This window comes from Rhizobium sp. 01N424, assembly GCF_056399485.1.
The window spans coordinates 67,016-82,098 of the sequence record NZ_JBFTRK010000010.1 but is presented as its reverse complement, the minus strand read 5'-3'; the positions used below and the strand labels follow the sequence as shown (position 1 = coordinate 82,098).

The 15,083-nt window shown below is 57.0% G+C and carries 18 protein-coding genes and 2 pseudogenes; 12 read left to right on the top strand and 8 right to left on the bottom strand.

All coding sequences use genetic code 11. From position 1 onward, the window contains the following. The first annotated feature begins 43 nt into the window (after window positions 1–43). The 3 genes from AC1DNK_RS22600 (at window position 44) to AC1DNK_RS22590 (ending at window position 1,912) form a co-directional block, all read left to right on the top strand. Complete coding sequence (locus tag AC1DNK_RS22600; RefSeq protein WP_477943440.1) at window positions 44–304, top strand: BON domain-containing protein; 261 nt, start codon at window positions 44–46, stop codon at window positions 302–304. A 49-nt stretch (window positions 305–353) separates the two neighbouring features. Continuing rightward, window positions 354–872 (top strand): DUF992 domain-containing protein, encoded by a 519-nt coding sequence (locus AC1DNK_RS22595; RefSeq protein ID WP_477943439.1) that lies wholly within the window; start codon window positions 354–356, stop codon window positions 870–872. Between the two features lie 149 nt (window positions 873–1,021). Beyond that, window positions 1,022–1,912: a PhnA-like protein gene (locus AC1DNK_RS22590; protein WP_477943438.1), complete on the top strand. Its 891-nt coding sequence runs from the start codon at window positions 1,022–1,024 to the stop codon at window positions 1,910–1,912. A gap of 125 nt (window positions 1,913–2,037) precedes the next feature. Here the strand turns inward: AC1DNK_RS22590 and AC1DNK_RS22585 are convergent, their stop codons facing one another. From AC1DNK_RS22585 to AC1DNK_RS22565, 5 genes are all read right to left on the bottom strand, one after another. Beyond that, entirely contained in the window at window positions 2,038–2,313 is a 276-nt protein-coding gene (locus AC1DNK_RS22585; protein WP_477943437.1) for a hypothetical protein, read from the bottom strand. A 9-nt stretch (window positions 2,314–2,322) separates the two neighbouring features. Further along, window positions 2,323–2,622: a DUF982 domain-containing protein gene (locus tag AC1DNK_RS22580; protein WP_477943436.1), complete on the bottom strand. Its 300-nt coding sequence runs from the start codon at window positions 2,620–2,622 to the stop codon at window positions 2,323–2,325. A 75-nt stretch (window positions 2,623–2,697) separates the two neighbouring features. Beyond that, the gene (locus AC1DNK_RS22575; protein ID WP_477943435.1) at window positions 2,698–3,171 is read right to left on the bottom strand and encodes an Hsp20 family protein; all 474 of its coding nucleotides are present in this window, start codon (window positions 3,169–3,171) and stop codon (window positions 2,698–2,700) included. Between the two features lie 166 nt (window positions 3,172–3,337). Next, the gene (locus tag AC1DNK_RS22570) at window positions 3,338–3,628 is read right to left on the bottom strand and encodes a hypothetical protein (protein WP_477943434.1); all 291 of its coding nucleotides are present in this window, start codon (window positions 3,626–3,628) and stop codon (window positions 3,338–3,340) included. 92 nt (window positions 3,629–3,720) lie between these two features. Continuing rightward, complete coding sequence (locus AC1DNK_RS22565; RefSeq protein WP_477943433.1) at window positions 3,721–3,993, bottom strand: usg protein; 273 nt, start codon at window positions 3,991–3,993, stop codon at window positions 3,721–3,723. A gap of 276 nt (window positions 3,994–4,269) precedes the next feature. On the opposite strand from AC1DNK_RS22565, the gene AC1DNK_RS22560 reads away from it, so the two are divergent. The 7 genes and pseudogenes from AC1DNK_RS22560 (at window position 4,270) to AC1DNK_RS22530 (ending at window position 10,507) form a co-directional block, all read left to right on the top strand. Continuing rightward, on the top strand, window positions 4,270–4,584 hold the full coding sequence (locus AC1DNK_RS22560; RefSeq protein WP_477943432.1) for a co-chaperone GroES: 315 nt from the start codon (window positions 4,270–4,272) through the stop codon (window positions 4,582–4,584). A 48-nt stretch (window positions 4,585–4,632) separates the two neighbouring features. After that, window positions 4,633–6,261, top strand: a complete 1,629-nt coding sequence (gene groL / locus AC1DNK_RS22555; RefSeq protein ID WP_477943431.1) for a chaperonin GroEL — start codon at window positions 4,633–4,635, stop codon at window positions 6,259–6,261. A gap of 20 nt (window positions 6,262–6,281) precedes the next feature. Beyond that, window positions 6,282–6,497 carry a hypothetical protein gene (locus AC1DNK_RS22550; RefSeq protein ID WP_477943430.1) on the top strand — a complete coding sequence of 72 codons (216 nt, stop codon included), beginning with the start codon at window positions 6,282–6,284 and terminating at the stop codon, window positions 6,495–6,497. A gap of 73 nt (window positions 6,498–6,570) precedes the next feature. Beyond that, window positions 6,571–6,836, top strand: a pseudogene (locus AC1DNK_RS22545) (hypothetical protein); the annotation flags it as partial. Between the two features lie 538 nt (window positions 6,837–7,374). Continuing rightward, the gene (locus AC1DNK_RS22540) at window positions 7,375–8,046 is read left to right on the top strand and encodes a permease (RefSeq protein ID WP_477943565.1); all 672 of its coding nucleotides are present in this window, start codon (window positions 7,375–7,377) and stop codon (window positions 8,044–8,046) included. Between the two features lie 597 nt (window positions 8,047–8,643). Further along, window positions 8,644–9,822: pseudogene (trpB, locus tag AC1DNK_RS22535) on the top strand (tryptophan synthase subunit beta); the annotation flags it as partial. A gap of 109 nt (window positions 9,823–9,931) precedes the next feature. Continuing rightward, complete coding sequence (locus AC1DNK_RS22530) at window positions 9,932–10,507, top strand: response regulator transcription factor (protein ID WP_477943429.1); 576 nt, start codon at window positions 9,932–9,934, stop codon at window positions 10,505–10,507. 497 nt (window positions 10,508–11,004) lie between these two features. On the opposite strand, the gene AC1DNK_RS22525 is transcribed toward AC1DNK_RS22530, so the two are convergent. From AC1DNK_RS22525 to AC1DNK_RS22515, 3 genes are all read right to left on the bottom strand, one after another. Continuing rightward, window positions 11,005–11,562 (bottom strand): fasciclin domain-containing protein, encoded by a 558-nt coding sequence (locus AC1DNK_RS22525; protein ID WP_477943428.1) that lies wholly within the window; start codon window positions 11,560–11,562, stop codon window positions 11,005–11,007. A 175-nt stretch (window positions 11,563–11,737) separates the two neighbouring features. Further along, window positions 11,738–12,391 (bottom strand): ChrR family anti-sigma-E factor, encoded by a 654-nt coding sequence (locus AC1DNK_RS22520; RefSeq protein WP_477943427.1) that lies wholly within the window; start codon window positions 12,389–12,391, stop codon window positions 11,738–11,740. Beyond that, entirely contained in the window at window positions 12,388–13,113 is a 726-nt protein-coding gene (locus AC1DNK_RS22515) for a sigma-70 family RNA polymerase sigma factor (protein ID WP_477943426.1), read from the bottom strand. The genes AC1DNK_RS22520 and AC1DNK_RS22515 overlap by 4 nt, the downstream gene beginning before the upstream one ends. Window positions 13,114–14,056: 943 nt before the next feature. Here AC1DNK_RS22515 and folE point away from each other — a divergent pair. Both folE and AC1DNK_RS22505 read left to right on the top strand, forming a co-directional pair. After that, window positions 14,057–14,665, top strand: a complete 609-nt coding sequence (gene folE / locus AC1DNK_RS22510; protein WP_477943425.1) for a GTP cyclohydrolase I FolE — start codon at window positions 14,057–14,059, stop codon at window positions 14,663–14,665. Then, window positions 14,662–15,009: a thiol-disulfide oxidoreductase DCC family protein gene (locus AC1DNK_RS22505; protein WP_477943424.1), complete on the top strand. Its 348-nt coding sequence runs from the start codon at window positions 14,662–14,664 to the stop codon at window positions 15,007–15,009. Before folE ends, AC1DNK_RS22505 begins: the two co-directional genes overlap by 4 nt. Window positions 15,010–15,083 lie beyond the last annotated feature (74 nt).

The window sequence follows — 15,083 nt, the reverse complement described above, 5'->3', positions numbered from 1 at the left end:
CCAACACTGGCGAGCCGCAATCACCCATCAAAGGTCAATCCCGATGCTCTTTCCGCTGTTCACGAGCGCGGCACCTGCCGCGGATTCCGTCGCGGCCGGTGCCGCGATCAAATGCCTCCTGGCTTATACCCACGGTCTCGAAGACTGCCTGATCGACGTCGAGATAGCAGACGGTGTGGTCATGCTCACCGGAACGGTGTCATCGCATCAAGCTGCATGCGATGCGACCTCGATTGCCGCCGACTTCACGTCGAAGCCGGTGATCTGCAACCTGCAGGTCGCTTCTGTTTTGCGGCTCGCCTGACCGGCGGCGCTGCAGATCTAGACACTGCATTTAAAACAAGGAACGTACCATGAAAAAGATGCTCATCCTCGCCCTTTCGGGCACAGTCGCTCTTGCATCGGTTGCTTCAGCGGCCGGCACGCATCACAGCAAGAAACAGCATAATCAGCAAGTTGCGTCACAACCTAGAGAGCGACTTGGAACACTGTCGTGCGAAGTCGCTGGCGGAATAGGTTTGCTCATTGGCTCCAGCCGCACTGTCGATTGCGAGTTCAAACAGCGCACTGGCAAGGTCGAACGCTACACCGGAACGATTGGCAAGCTCGGTATCGATATCGGCGTAACCGGAAAATCCTATCTGAGCTGGATCGTCGTCAACACGACGCCGACAACAGTCGGTGAAGGCAGCCTTGGCGGAACATACGTCGGTGCATCCGCTGGCGCATCTCTCGGCGTTGGTCTCGGAGCGAATGCACTCATCGGCGGCAACGCCAAGAATTTTGGCCTGCAGCCGCTGAGCGCGGAAGCGGGGACCGGTCTGAATGTTGCGGCCGGCGTCTCGCGCCTGCAACTGCGCAAAGCGAGCTAAATCAGCGACCAGCCTGCGAGCAGACAATCCGAAAGGGGCCTTAGCTCGAAGGAGTTCAGATCTTTGGATGTATCAGAGCACCGGGGGACCTTATAGCCCGGTGCTCTGGCGCCGAACCTGGCGGCCATTCTATAAAAAAGGACACGCTCATGAATGATCCGATCAATGTAGCTCACAGATCAGATGACAGAGAAGGTCATCTGCTGAATACAGCAATTTTGAACAATGTTTCTTGGGGCGCCGTCTTTGCCGGTGTTGCACTTGCACTCTCCGCTCAAGCCCTCTTGAACCTTCTTGGCCTTGGCATCGGTTTGGCGGTTGTCGATCCATCTTCCTATGGTAACCCCGCAGCTGGAACCGTCTCGACAGCCAGCGCTGCATGGTTCGTTGCCTCAGGCGTTGTCGCGTCCTTCGTCGGCGGCTATACCGCCAGCCGCCTGTCTGGCCGGGCCATTAGAGCGACGGGTGGTTATCACGGCCTGACGGCATGGGCTGTTACCACCTTGGTGGTTCTCTATCTGTTGACAACATCGCTGGGTGCAGTTGTTGGTGGCGCATTCAGCGGCATTTCAAGTATGCTTGGCGGTGTCGGCCAGACGGCGACAACGGCGGCAAGTGTTGCAGTGCCCGCCCTGGCAAATAACGGAAATCCGTTTTCGGGCATCGAACAGCAGATCAGGTCTGCAACCGGCGGCAACGATCCCCAGGCGCTACGCGACACTGCCGTTGCTGCGCTGCGAGCAGTGATCACCGGGGACCAGGCGACAGTGGACGACGCACGCAACAAGGCTGCAGCCGCGCTCGCTCGCGCTCAGAATATCCCGGTCGATCAAGCCAAGACACAGGTTGTGGACTACGAGGCGCAATACAAGCAGTCGATGCAAATGGCGAAGCAAAAAGCTGTTGAGGCCGCTCAGTCGGCCAGCAAAGTGCTGTCAACGGGCGCGATCGTGGCGTTCGTTGCGCTTTTGATCGGGGCGATCGCAGCCTGGTTTGGCGGCGTCGCAGGCACGGTGCGAGCCGGAATGCGACGACAGTAAAGAGATGACGATGACGACCTGCGCATAGCCAACTGATGCCGCCAGCCTGAAAAGGTTGGCGGCGCACTGCGTAAAGCAGTCTTTCATCGCAATTATGTCAGCAACCGACAGTCTCGGATTGATTGTTAACCCTGCCTGCAATCGAGTTCCCTAAGGGCTAGCTGAACCTCGTCGATTGAGATCGGCTCATCCGTCCCGGGCAATTGCCGAAGAGCCGGCTTCGAATCGACGGCATAGAAGTCAGATGCCCACGCCGCAAGGATGGCCCGCTTGTCATCGACCGACAGAGATCGGGATTTCACGACGTCGATCGGCCGCCGGAATTGCATGCCCCGCATCAATACCGCCGGCCCCATGGTGACTGCACGGTCGACCGCCTGCTGCAATATGGCGTTTTCCATGAGATCACCTCATTGCACGTGAGGATCGCGGTCGCGTCGCATGCGAGAGGCAGCAATCGCGGGCGTTTGGGGGGCCAGCAAATCATGCTTCGCTGCGAATGCTGCAAAGAGGCCCCGCGCCGTCTCTGCTTCGATGTCGCCGTGAAGCGCTGCCTGACACGCCTTCAGAGCAACAGAGTGCGCCGTGTCCCTGAACGATGCCGGCCATTCGGCAAGGTGTCGATAAGCGTCCATCACGCTGCGAACTTCTGCAGGGAAGCCCAAGCCGACAAGAATGGTGACGGGTTTTTTGAACATATCGGGTTTCATGGCTCTCTCCTTTCCAACCCGGAATGTTGAAGGGCGCCACCGCGGTGGCGCCCTTGGACCTAATGGACGTAGAGATCAAGCCGCCTTCTGCGCTTCGATCTGCGCCGGAGCGGCTGACGTCAAAGCAGGCGTGGTCTGGATCGAGATCTTGCGCGGCTTCAGTGCCTCGGGAATCTCGCGGACGAGCTCGATTGACAGGAGACCATTGCTGAGATCGGCTCCGTTCACCCGCACATGATCGGCAAGTTCGAACCGGTGTTCGAACGGGCGACCAGCGATGCCGCGATGCAGGTAACCATCTGCCGAAACTTCCTGCTTCTTGCCGGTGACGGTCAGCAGATTGGATTGGAAACTGATGTCGAGATCGTCCTTTGCAAAGCCCGCTACCGCGATGGAGATGCGGTATGAGTCGTCGCCCGTTTTAACGATGTCATAGGGCGGCCAGTCATTCGTCGAACGGGCGCGCTGCGCATTTTCCAGAAGATTGAAGATCCGGTCGAACCCAACGCTCGAGCGGTAAAGCGGTGCATAGTCGTAAGATGTTGCCATAGCCATATCCTCCTTGAAGCAACATGGGTACGGGAATGCCAAAAGCGGCGCTCCCGGCGAAGCCAACCCTGTATCAGCGGCTGGCGGCAAACGATTTGGTTTTGACGATTTTCCGATTCAAGACCGGCTGCGAAAATATTTTTGCCGACCTCGTGACGTGGCGCGATTAGTGGAGTGATCGACTGAGAACGCGATGCGGATAAGCCGCCTTGAACTGCAGGATCATCGCGGATGCCTGCTGCAATAGCCGCTCGGTTGTTTCCGGCGTGTCGCGTGCCAGCTCATCGGCGTTAAGGCGGATGGCTTGCGCCATACTGGCCGACATCACAGCGAAACGGCCCTCACCGTAGACGAGCGCATCTTGCGAGGCCGTCTCGAGCCAGCGCGCGAAATCGACAATGATCTCCTCCCTCTCCGCGATGCTGGCATCCTTGATGATTTTAATAGTCTCTTCCATGTGGTCTCACTCCATACAGACGTGGAAAGCGACCGGGCTGATCAAGCCCCGATCGCCGGGTGAGCTAGGAAGTCGAAATGTGAGATTCAACCTCAGTGCAGCTTGAATTCGCCATCGAAACGGCGCCATTCGTTGGGCCCGATCAGGCGCTGGTGTGTATAGCGGACGGAGTGCAGCGGTCCGTCGAGGCTGTTGCGCCAGAAGTCCAGGAATTTGCGCATTTCGGGGAAGTCCGGGGCGAGATCGTAATCCTGCCAGACATAGGTCTGCAGGACCGATTCAAAGTCCGGAATGCGGTAGAGTATATGCGCGGTGGTGAGACCATAGCCATTGAGCTGGCGCTCCAGATCCGATGAGAATAGCATGCTTCATCTCCGTTTCGTGACATTGCGAAGGTGGCGCAAAATCGTGCAGCTATCAACGGCATTTTGAGTTCTAAAATGCAGTTTCTTGTTCCTTTCCAGCATGTTAGCAGCCAGCGATATCGAGTGCTATTTTTTTCTCCCGCCCCTCTTGAAATCGAAAAATCACGAAAATAAATTTTCCACGCGAACGCTCAGATGAGGTTCGCACCCGTCCGGTTTGGTCACCCGTTCCGGAAGGGGATTTTGCGTCATCTTTTTTGTCCAATGGAGGAAAACATGTCGTTCCGACCGCTACACGATCGCATTCTTGTCCGCCGTGTCGAATCCCAGGAAAAGACCAGGGGCGGTATCATCATTCCTGATACCGCCAAGGAAAAGCCGCAGGAGGGCGAGGTCATCGCCGCCGGCTCCGGCACCCGTAACGAAGCCGGCCAGATCCAGGCGCTGGACGTCAAGGCTGGCGACCGCATTCTGTTCGGCAAATGGTCCGGCACCGAAATCAAGATCAGCGGCGAAGACCTGCTGATCATGAAGGAAAGCGACGTCCTGGGCATTATCGAAGCTCAGGCCGAGCAGCAGCGGGCAGCGTAAGCCTGCCCGCCCATCAGTCAAAAAGCTGCCTATTGAAGGAGTGAACAAATGGCTGCGAAAGAAGTCAAATTCAACACCGATGCACGCGAACGCATGCTGCGTGGGGTCGATGTCCTTGCCAACGCCGTGAAGGTCACGCTTGGTCCGAAGGGACGCAACGTCGTCATCGACAAGTCTTACGGTGCGCCGCGCATAACCAAGGACGGTGTTTCGGTCGCCAAGGAAATTGAACTGGAAGACAAATTCGAGAACATGGGTGCCCAGATGCTGCGCGAAGTGGCGTCGAAAACCAATGATCTCGCCGGCGACGGCACCACCACCGCAACTGTCCTCGCTCAGGCGATCGTCAAGGAGGGCGCCAAGGCCGTCGCCTCCGGTCTGAACCCGATGGACCTTAAGCGCGGCATCGATATTGCCGTCGACGCCGTCGTCAAGGAATTGAAGACCAACGCCCGCAAGATCACCAGCAATTCCGAAATTGCCCAGGTCGGCACTGTCTCGGCCAACGGCGACGAGGAGATCGGCAAGTATCTCGCTGAAGCGATGGAAAAGGTTGGCAACGAAGGCGTCATCACCGTCGAAGAAGCCAAGACCGCGGAAACCGAACTTGAAGTCGTCGAAGGCATGCAGTTCGACCGCGGCTACCTGAGCCCGTACTTCGTCACAAACCAGGACAAGATGCGGGTTGAGTTCGAGGACCCGTATATCCTCATTCACGAGAAAAAGCTGTCGAACCTCCAGTCCTTGCTGCCGGTGCTCGAAGCCGTCGTGCAGTCCTCCAAACCGCTGCTGATTATCGCGGAAGACGTCGAGGGCGAAGCTCTTGCTACGCTCGTCGTCAACAAGCTGCGCGGTGGTTTGAAGATTGCTGCCGTCAAGGCTCCGGGTTTCGGCGACCGCCGCAAGGCGATGCTCGAAGACATCGGCATCCTGACGGGCGGCACTGTCATCTCCGAAGACCTCGGCATCAAGCTCGAAAACGTCACCCTGAATATGCTTGGCCGCGCCAAGAAGGTGGCGATCGAGAAGGAAAATACCACGATCATCGATGGCGTCGGCTCCAAGGCCGAAATCGATGGGCGCGTTGCTCAGATCCGCGCGCAGATCGAGGAAACCACCTCTGACTACGACCGCGAAAAGCTGCAGGAACGTCTTGCCAAGCTTGCTGGCGGTGTCGCCGTCATCCGCGTCGGCGGCTCCACCGAAGTCGAGGTGAAGGAAAAGAAAGACCGTGTTGATGACGCCCTTCATGCAACCCGCGCGGCCGTCGAGGAAGGCATCCTGCCGGGCGGCGGTGTGGCGCTGCTTCGTGCCGTGAAGGCTCTCGACAATCTCCAGACAGCCAATCAGGACCAGAAGGTTGGTATCGAGATCGTCCGACGCGCCATTGAGGCGCCGGTTCGCCAGATCGCCGAGAACGCTGGTGCGGAAGGTTCGGTGATCGTCGGCAAGCTCCGCGAGAAAGCCGACTTCTCTTTCGGCTGGAATGCGCAGACCGGTGAGTACGGTGACCTCTACGCGCAGGGCGTCATCGACCCGGCAAAGGTCGTTCGCACCGCCCTCCAGGATGCGGCCTCCGTTGCCGGCCTGCTGGTGACGACGGAAGCGATGATCGCCGAGAAACCGAAGAAGGAAGCCGCTCCGGTACTGCCGGCCGGCGCCGGCATGGACTTCTAGGCAGGCGTGCCCGCCACGACATGGCGGGCACTCTCGGTGACCATCATATGGCGAGCCACCTTTCGAAGGAAGATCTGCGCATCTGCGTCGATGTCGTTAAGACGATCGCACGCGAACGTGGAATGACGAGGGAACCGGCTGCGGTCGCGGAACTCATGAAAGCCGTTGCCCACAATTTTAACAGGGGCGTCCGCACCTACGACCAATTGGTGGAGGCCATGAAGGCCGACACCTGACAGGAAGCGCCCGGCTGATGACCGGCCGGGCGCTTCTCATACGCCGCCCTATGTATGAATTTGCGGATCGACTGAATACGGAGGAGTGGTCATCAACGGCGCACCCATCAGCCACTCGCTCCCTTTGGCGCATTCAAACAGCCGGGCATCGGTTGCGAATATGGCGTATTCGCCCTTGAGGCGTTTCCGGAGCCGAAAGCCGTTATCGCTTGCTTTCGATACTTGGACAGACGAGCCAACCGTTCGTGTCAGGCGTTTTGCAGTAGGACCAGGCCCTTTCCGACGGCCTCGCCGCGCTCCTGGAACTCATTCGCTTCGGCCAATGCGTCGAGTGGATAGATTTGAGCAGTCGCTGGAGCGCATGCCCCCGACGCTCCGTGTACCCAAATCTCCTCAGTTGCCTTGCACATCATCACCTCCGGCATGGTGCAGACATAAGCGCAACGGAACGAGACGGCGCCTAGCAGCGCCGGAACAACGGGTTGCGAGTTTGGTCTGCGGCGATTCCTTCGAGTGGGCGCCGCGAGCGAGACAGAAAACCGCCACGTTTGCCGCGACATCAACGTTCACCGTACGGCCCCGGCATGGCCAAAGCGGCGATCGCTGAATCATTCGCACCGGGCGTCAGACTGGATGAGACCGTGTCAGGCCACGGGTTCGGATTGACAATCGCCAACGAACCTTCCAACTCTACGGCGGTGCGATCACTCTGCGAAATATCCATCCTTTCGGATTGCGCCAGTCGGTCGCAATACCGAAAGCCGTTGCTTCGTAACGAAACGCTGCGAGACACATCGTTGCGTGACGAAAGTACCCGGCCCTGTTATTGAAAGCATCGACGCAACAAGGCCGGCAGCAGGAGGCGGATTTGGACTTCATGAAACTCTTGAAGTCGCTGGAGGAACTGCTTTTCGAGCTTGTGTCCTGGCTGCTGTTCTATCCCCTAACGGTTTGGCGCTCGGTCACACGGCCTTTAAGCATGATGCGCTACGCAGACCTCGAGCTTGGTGATCGGCTGGAGGATCAGTACGACGACACTATCAGCCCCCCGCTGTTCCTGCTCTTGACCCTGCTCCTGTCCCAAGGGCTTTCCACCGCGTTTCCATCGGAGTTTGACACCGCAGCGGCGGCCAAGGAGCTCGGATCGGGGTCTAACCTGCTGATTGCGCGCGGTGTGGTGTTCGGGATCTATCCGCTCTCAATGGCTGTAACACTGTTGAGATGGAGATCGGTGAGGATCACCCGAAACTCCTTGCGCCCGCCGTTTTACAGCCAGTGCTATGTCGCTGCACCGTTTGCATTCGTACTTGGCCTGGCATTCGACTTCATTTTCATGCCACATGAACAGGGCCTTTTTATCGGCCTTGTAACCATGGCCATTGCCACGGTCTGGTATGCCCAGGCACAAGTACGCTGGTTTACGTTCGACCTGGAGATATCTGTGTCCAAAGCGACAGCAGCCTTTGTTGGGGCGTTTGCTGTCGCAACTATCACAGCATTCGTTCTGGCACTCGCTATCGGGATAGAAGCGAACAATCTCTCACCGTGACCAGCGACCTTCAAACAGCGCGTCATCAGGGCTTCGCTTCCGAGTGCGACGAGCGCCCTGTTTCCTTAAATGGGGATTCGTTCCGGATTATATTCATGTCGCGATGAATCTTTCGCGCACGCGACAAGTTCGATTTCAATTCTCCCAGAAAGGCCCAAACGGGCAATGATTCTGGAAAAGTCATAGGGCATAGAGAAAACTCTGTCGGGCGGCAAACGACGACGATCCCGGCATCGGGAAAGCGACGACTATATTGGCCAGATCATCGCCCGAAGGCTTCAAAATCATCTGAACAGCCGTGAAGCACAGATGTATCATGTGATCATCAAGGAGCTCTATCGCTTCATCGGCTGACCCGGCGTCAACCACCCTCAAAACCGGCGTCTTCAGCGCGTCGATGACCCTGACGCGGATAAGGCTTTCGTCTTTGACTACGGGTTACCTTGAGCATGGCAATCCCCACGAGCGCAAAGCTAAGCATGCGGGCGCGTGGAATGTTTCAAGCCCCTCCCTACCGATCCGCCGAAATCGATTTGCCCGTTGCAACAAATCTAAACTCACCCACTCTCGTACAATCGGATAAACGAGGAGAGTGCAATGCGAGACATGAATTCTGCGATGCCGGACATTGATGGATTTTTTGGTCAATTCGGCGGGAGCTTTGTCGCAGAAACCCTGATGCCGCTTTTGCTCGATCTTGGAACTCGATGGCAGGAGGCTAAAGCTGATCCATCATTCTGGGAACGCTTTGCATACCTGTCGCGGCACTATGTCGGACGGCCGAGCCCACTCTATTTTGCCGAGCGCCTGACAGCCGCTCTGGGAGGCGCACGCATCTATCTCAAGCGAGATGAGCTAAATCATACAGGATCTCACAAAATCAACAACTGCGTCGGCCAGATACTCATCGCCCAACGGATGGGCAAGCGCCGTATCATTGCCGAAACAGGCGCGGGCCAGCATGGTGTCGCCACTGCGACAGTCGCAGCGCGCTTCGGCCTCCAGTGCATCATCTACATGGGCGCCAAGGATATCGAACGACAGGCGCCGAACGTTTTCAGAATGAGGCTTCTGGGAGCAGAGGTAAGACCAGTCACTTCTGGGAACGGAACACTCAAGGACGCCATGAACGAAGCACTTCGTGATTGGGTGTCAAACATCGACGACACCTATTATCTCATCGGTACCGTCGCCGGGCCACATCCCTATCCGGAAATGGTTCGAACACTACAATCGATTATTGGTACCGAAGCACGCAATCAGATCCTCGAATATGAAGGGCGCCTTCCAAACCTCCTGATTGCGGCAGTCGGCGGCGGCTCGAATGCGATTGGTCTGTTTCATGCATTTCTCCGTGATCGTGACGTTGAGATGATCGGCGTCGAGGCCGGGGGCCGAGGTGTCGATACGGATGAGCACTGCGCTTCGCTTTCGAAGGGAACGCCAGGTGTCCTGCATGGCAATCGCACCTACCTTCTCCAGGATCCCGATGGCCAGATTCAAGAAGGCCACTCGATTTCGGCAGGTCTCGACTATCCCGGAGTTGGGCCGGAGCACGCGTGGTTGAAGGAGCAAGGCAGGGTTTCGTACAGGTCAGCCACCGACCGGGAAGCGCTCGACGCCTTCCAGTTTCTCGCTACCGAAGAGGGGATCATCCCGGCGCTGGAGCCGTCTCATGCATTGGCGGAGTTGATAAAGATTGCGCCCGAAATGCCGGCGGAAGCGCTCGTTATCGTCAATCTCTGCGGCCGCGGCGACAAGGACATCTTAACGGTCTCCAGCTGGATCGATGGCGATAACGACGCTCAGGGAAAGGCCAGTGACGCGACCAGTCACCAGTATTCGTTCGGGCTAGCAGCCCCACAAGCCAGGCAAGGAGAACGCCATGATAGAGTTGGGTTCGACGGTGACTTGCGAAGCCGCAGATTCAGATGCCAGGTGCCTGGCTCTCCTTGTTGATGACGACTGCGTGTTCGCGCGGCGACTTGGCAAAGCGCTTCAGGACCGCGGCTTCGACACGGAGATCTATAGTACGGTCAACGATGCGATCGATGCGCTTGGACTTCGTCGTTTCGATATCGTTATAACGGACCTCCGGATCGGTGATCGGAGTGGCCTCGAAATCGTAGCGGAAGTGCGTGATATTTCTCCTGAGACAAAAACGCTGGTCTTGACTGGCTATGGGACCGTTCAGTCGGCCGTTACCGCAGTCAAACTTGGCGCAACCGAATTTCTGAGCAAGCCCGCCGACGCGGACGAAATCCTTGAGGTTCTCGGTGTGGCAAACGCATCAAAGTTGTCTTTGGGGGATGCCATCAAACCAGCCGAGCTCGTTCGCTGGGAGCACGTGACAAGCGTGTTCGCAGAAACCGGAAACAACGTGTCGGCGACCGCCCGTCTTCTCAACATGCACCGTCGAACGCTGCAACGAATGCTATCCCGCGGGCGGCCGGAAAAATAACTGGACGAACTGCAACGCGACGATAGCTTCTGCCGCCCATTGGAGAAAGTTGTGCCGAACACAAGCGATTGCTTGTGTTCGGCCGACTTTTTGATCTGTGCGAGTGCGCGGTCTTAATGACATTGTCTGGCACGAAAGCCCTACCCGCCAGCAGACCGGGCTCGGACCCCTAGGACCGCAGCAGGTCACCAATATACCCGTTAGGGACCGGCGGTATTTCGAGAGCCAGTCACATAATATAAGGGAAATTCAATGAGCTATGAGGATCGGATGACGATCTACTACGATCCTCTGACCAACAGCGTCGTTATCGTCTTTCGTGGGGAGACGATAACCCTAAAGGCGCCATTTCAATACATGAGATTAGGGATAAACGCAGGGGAAGAGTTCTTCGAGGACCGGGGAAGGCGGTCGGAAAGATCGACCAACCGCGGCGGTTCTGTTGACTAGCCCTCCGGAATTCTGCCGGGACGCGGACACGCGCCCCGGCATGTAGACTACATCTTCGGCAGAAGCACTTTATCGACAACGTGAATGACGCCGTTCGACTGCTTGACGTCGGCGATTGTGACATGGGCCGTGCCGCCGCTTTCGTCCGTGAGCGTGATCTTGCCCATGCTTTCTTTGGCCTTCAGCACGCAGCCGCCGACCGTCTTGATGTCGTGCTCGCCCCCATCGTCCTTGATCATCTTGGCGACTGTCGCGGCCATCGCATCAGCGGCAACGACGTGGCAGGTCAGGATCTTGGTGAGGGTTGCCTTGTTTTCCGGCTTCAGTAGCGTTTCGACCGTGCCCTTGGGCAGAGCAGCGAAAGCTTCGTTGGTCGGAGCAAAGACCGTGAACGGGCCTTTGCCCTCAAGCGTTTCGACCAGACCGGCTGCTTTGACAGCTGCGACGAGCGTGGTGTGGTCCTTGGAGTTGACGGCGTTTTCGATGATATTTTTATTTTCGTACATAGCAGCGCCGCCGACCTTCGGATTTGCAGCGTAGGCGCCGAATGCGCTTGTTGCTGTCACAACGGCCGCTATTGCAGCATTGGCCAATATCCTGTTCATAATCGTCTCCTCTCGATGCCGGCCTTCTGGCTCGGTATCGTTTGTACGCACGATATGAACTCCGGTTTGCTATTAAATTGAATTATTTCCGATACTTGAGATGAAAACCTGGCACAGTAAACCATGTTCGCTCCACGGGAGAGCGAGCGATGACGCTTAAAATCAAGTCCTGACCCTATATCCGCAAAATCGGCTGCAACCACCGCATCAATCTGCTTGTGAACCGCAATGGCGCGTCTGTGACGGCGAGACAGATGCAATCCTTCTCAGTGCTGGCTCGGGGCTGATGCATCAGATCACCATCTGCCATTTCAACATCCCCTCGCCTGAAGGTGGCGACTTCGTCACTAAAGCTCCCGTCCAGAACAAGGGTAAGCTCCAAGCCGTCATGGGAGTGTTCCGGAACGGGCTGACCAGCCGGTATCTTCAGCAGTCGAATGGTGGTCGTTGTGTCGTCGGTTGGAATAATCATTTGAGCGGCTCCACGGCCGAGCCGGCGCCACTTCAAGCCGCCTGCCTGATCAACGTAAGACCTCAATGGCTCTGGAAAAGTCTGATTGGCCGCCGTAGACTTCTTCATCGGCAAAACATTTTCGATTTCACCTGCTTCAATCCTGGCTTTCAGGTTGTGCCAGCTTTTCGATACATCTTTTTCATCCGCGTCGTCGCACTGCAGAAAATACCCTCCGACGCTTTCGAGCACCTCTAGCTTGGCGCGGCACGCCGGGCACAGTGCGAGGTGGGTGGCAACAGCGACGCTCCACCCTTCCGCCAAACTCCCAGCTGCGTAATGTAAGAGCATGTCGTCATCGAGATGGTGATTTATCATTTTGCTTCGTCCTGAAGCGCCATCCGCAGTTTCTCGCATGCAAGCCGTATCCTCGATTTTACCGTTCCAAGTGGGAGGTTAAGTTTCTGTGCTATCATTGGATGCGTCAGACCGTCGAAAAATGACATCCGCAGCACCTCCACATATTTGCCTTTCAGCGACAGCATCGCCTGACGCAACAATTGTGCATCTTGCTGGCGCTCTATTCCAGCATCTGCCGGTTCAATCTCGTCGGGCACAAAAGCCGGATCATTGACGTCAAACTGGGGGTGCGCGCCTCTGCGAATCGCGTCGATCCTGCGATTTCGTGCGATCGTGAAGATCCAGGTGGACGCCTGTGCTTTCGATGGATCGAATAATGCGGCCTTGTGCCAAACCTTCATCATAGTCTCCTGCGTAAGCTCTTCTGCCAGCACGCGATTACCTCTTGTAAGGCGGACCATGTACGATCGGACCCGAGGGTAGAAATGCCTGTAAAGAATCTCGAAAGCTTCGGCATCGCGCGAGTCCGCCACTGCGGCCATCAACGACGTGATCCGCGCGGAATCGAGTTCTTGATGTTCTTCCTCCAACGCTCGGACCTTTCGTTCCAATTCCGGCGGACGCCAAGCGGTCGCCGCATTGGCGGATGTCACGTCATGCAAACCGGTTCGGAGCGGTGCTTCTATGTGCATGCGAGCCAATACGCCCCGAAACCAGAATAGATCAAAGAGGAAATGCAATTTTTTTGCCTTGCTGCTCGCCGCAGGAGATGTTCACAGGCTAGCGATCATCGCAGATTAGACACATCCCCAATCGCAGCGTGGGAATGCGCCGCGAGAAACATGACGCCGTAAGCTCACGAAACAATAACCGTCACCCGCAAACGCAGTCTTGTATACCAACGCCTTTCGCAGTTTTTTTGAGCAGATTTTGTAGCAGCAGCCAAAAAGCGGAGGTTGTAGGCGATCGATAACAGCGGCCTCGGGAACACAATCGTCGCAAACGACATCAAAGCAAGTGCGTTGCTCGCGAGCAGAACGCCGAGATCGGATCTGGTAGCCTGCAGCTGACCCCAAAGGGTTCCAGCCACGAATCAGGCGATCATCGCGCCGTAAATGGATGCGGTGCTCAGTCCGGCGGCGGTTTCGGGGAGGCGGGCGGAAAATCCAGAAAGCAATCGCACCTGCTAGGTGAGACCGACTGATACGTTGGAGCTAAAAGGTGTTGATTTCGATACCTCAACGCGTTTTCGGGCCGCGTGATCAATGATGCGCGCGAAAAGGCAAACGGCCAATTTACTGCCATGATGATTTTGGCCTCGTCTTGGGCCATTTGAAAGGCAAAGTTGGTGCCAGTCAGTTCTCACTGATCTTCGGGTTAAAGCCGACAATGGTGAGAGACTGCCCCTCCGCAATGCAGCGCTCGATCAGTACCCGTTCGGCATCAACGTGCTCCTTTCCACCAGGGTGATCGAACCCCGCCAGAATGATCTCGTTTCAACCGTCGAAGCCTCGGCGAGCACATATGTCACGCGACACGGGATTTTCTTTCAAATGCCGGAGCTTACGACCCAATGCTGAACTCAGATCAAAAAATCACGCGGAGGCGGGAGACGAGGGCATTTTGATCTGAAACGGCAGAAGCGACGTAAGCCTCGCCGTCTATGGATGTGAGGAGTACTTAATGGATGCCATTGCCAACAATGCGGGCCATATGGCTGCCATCGATCGGCCAAGCCAGGAGGAAGCGGAGGCTGCCGTGCGTACACTTATCCGGTGGGCGGGCGACGATCCTTTCCGCGAAGGCCTGCTCGACACGCCAACGCGTGTGGCCAAATCCTATCGCGAGTTATTCTCCGGATACGAGAACGCTTCCGAAGACGTGCTGTCGAGGACCTTCTCCGAGGTTGGAGGATATAAGGACATGGTGATCGTCAAAGACATCCCTTTCCATTCGCACTGCGAGCACCACATGGTTCCGTTCTACGGAGTGGCCCATGTCGCGTACCTCCCGAACGGGGGTGTGCTTGGTCTTTCAAAGATGGCGCGACTGGTCGATCTCTACGCCCGTCGCCTGCAAACTCAGGAGACGATGACCTCCCAGATCGCCCATTCGCTCGGTGACAGCCTTCGGCCAATGGGTGTCGCGGTGATGATTGAGGCGGAACACATGTGCATGGCCATGCGCGGCATTGCCAAACAGGGCTCTAAGACGCTCACCACCACTTTCACAGGGCTGTTTGAGACGTCACCTGCCGAACAGGCGCGCTTCATAATGCTGGCGCGCGGATGACTGAAAAGCTTACGGTCTGGTTCGACAGCAATTGTCCGCTTTGCCGGCGAGAAATTACTCTGCTACAGCGGCTAGATCGGCGCGGCGCGATCCGCTTCGTCGATGCCTGTGATCCCATGACCGTTTGTCCGTTTGAGCGGGAGGAGGTACTCTCCCGCTTTCGTGCCGAGGAAGAAGGAATGCTCCTTTCTGGAGCAGCGGCATTCGCGGCAATGTGGCGTGCAATCCCTCTATTGCGTCCCTTTGGCTTGCTCGCAGGTTGGCAACCGGCCACCCCGCTGTTCGACGTCGCATATCGCGGCTTCCTTCGAATCCGGCCTCGTTTGCAAAGGCTTTTCAGATGAAGGACCCTTGTCGCCTAGTTCCACGCGGCCGTTTCGGCCGAGGTCCGCGGCCACGTCGCCGGCGGTGTGCACCC

Excerpts from the sequence above, each read along its gene's own strand:
- AC1DNK_RS22590 (WP_477943438.1), top strand. The coding sequence starts at position 1,022 with ATGAATGATCCGATCAATGTAGCTCACAGATCAGATGACAGAGAAGGT.
- AC1DNK_RS22525 (WP_477943428.1), bottom strand. The coding sequence starts at position 11,562 with ATGAACAGGATATTGGCCAATGCTGCAATAGCGGCCGTTGTGACAGCA.
- AC1DNK_RS22585 (WP_477943437.1), bottom strand. The coding sequence starts at position 2,313 with ATGGAAAACGCCATATTGCAGCAGGCGGTCGACCGTGCAGTCACCATG.
- AC1DNK_RS22520 (WP_477943427.1), bottom strand. The coding sequence starts at position 12,391 with ATGATAAATCACCATCTCGATGACGACATGCTCTTACATTACGCAGCT.
- AC1DNK_RS22600 (WP_477943440.1), top strand. The coding sequence starts at position 44 with ATGCTCTTTCCGCTGTTCACGAGCGCGGCACCTGCCGCGGATTCCGTC.
- AC1DNK_RS22505 (WP_477943424.1), top strand. The coding sequence starts at position 14,662 with ATGACTGAAAAGCTTACGGTCTGGTTCGACAGCAATTGTCCGCTTTGC.
- AC1DNK_RS22550 (WP_477943430.1), top strand. The coding sequence starts at position 6,282 with ATGGCGGGCACTCTCGGTGACCATCATATGGCGAGCCACCTTTCGAAG.
- AC1DNK_RS22565 (WP_477943433.1), bottom strand. The coding sequence starts at position 3,993 with ATGCTATTCTCATCGGATCTGGAGCGCCAGCTCAATGGCTATGGTCTC.
- AC1DNK_RS22575 (WP_477943435.1), bottom strand. The coding sequence starts at position 3,171 with ATGGCAACATCTTACGACTATGCACCGCTTTACCGCTCGAGCGTTGGG.
- AC1DNK_RS22580 (WP_477943436.1), bottom strand. The coding sequence starts at position 2,622 with ATGAAACCCGATATGTTCAAAAAACCCGTCACCATTCTTGTCGGCTTG.
- AC1DNK_RS22570 (WP_477943434.1), bottom strand. The coding sequence starts at position 3,628 with ATGGAAGAGACTATTAAAATCATCAAGGATGCCAGCATCGCGGAGAGG.
- AC1DNK_RS22530 (WP_477943429.1), top strand. The coding sequence starts at position 9,932 with ATGATAGAGTTGGGTTCGACGGTGACTTGCGAAGCCGCAGATTCAGAT.
- AC1DNK_RS22540 (WP_477943565.1), top strand. The coding sequence starts at position 7,375 with ATGAAACTCTTGAAGTCGCTGGAGGAACTGCTTTTCGAGCTTGTGTCC.
- AC1DNK_RS22560 (WP_477943432.1), top strand. The coding sequence starts at position 4,270 with ATGTCGTTCCGACCGCTACACGATCGCATTCTTGTCCGCCGTGTCGAA.
- AC1DNK_RS22595 (WP_477943439.1), top strand. The coding sequence starts at position 354 with ATGAAAAAGATGCTCATCCTCGCCCTTTCGGGCACAGTCGCTCTTGCA.
- groL (WP_477943431.1), top strand. The coding sequence starts at position 4,633 with ATGGCTGCGAAAGAAGTCAAATTCAACACCGATGCACGCGAACGCATG.
- folE (WP_477943425.1), top strand. The coding sequence starts at position 14,057 with ATGGATGCCATTGCCAACAATGCGGGCCATATGGCTGCCATCGATCGG.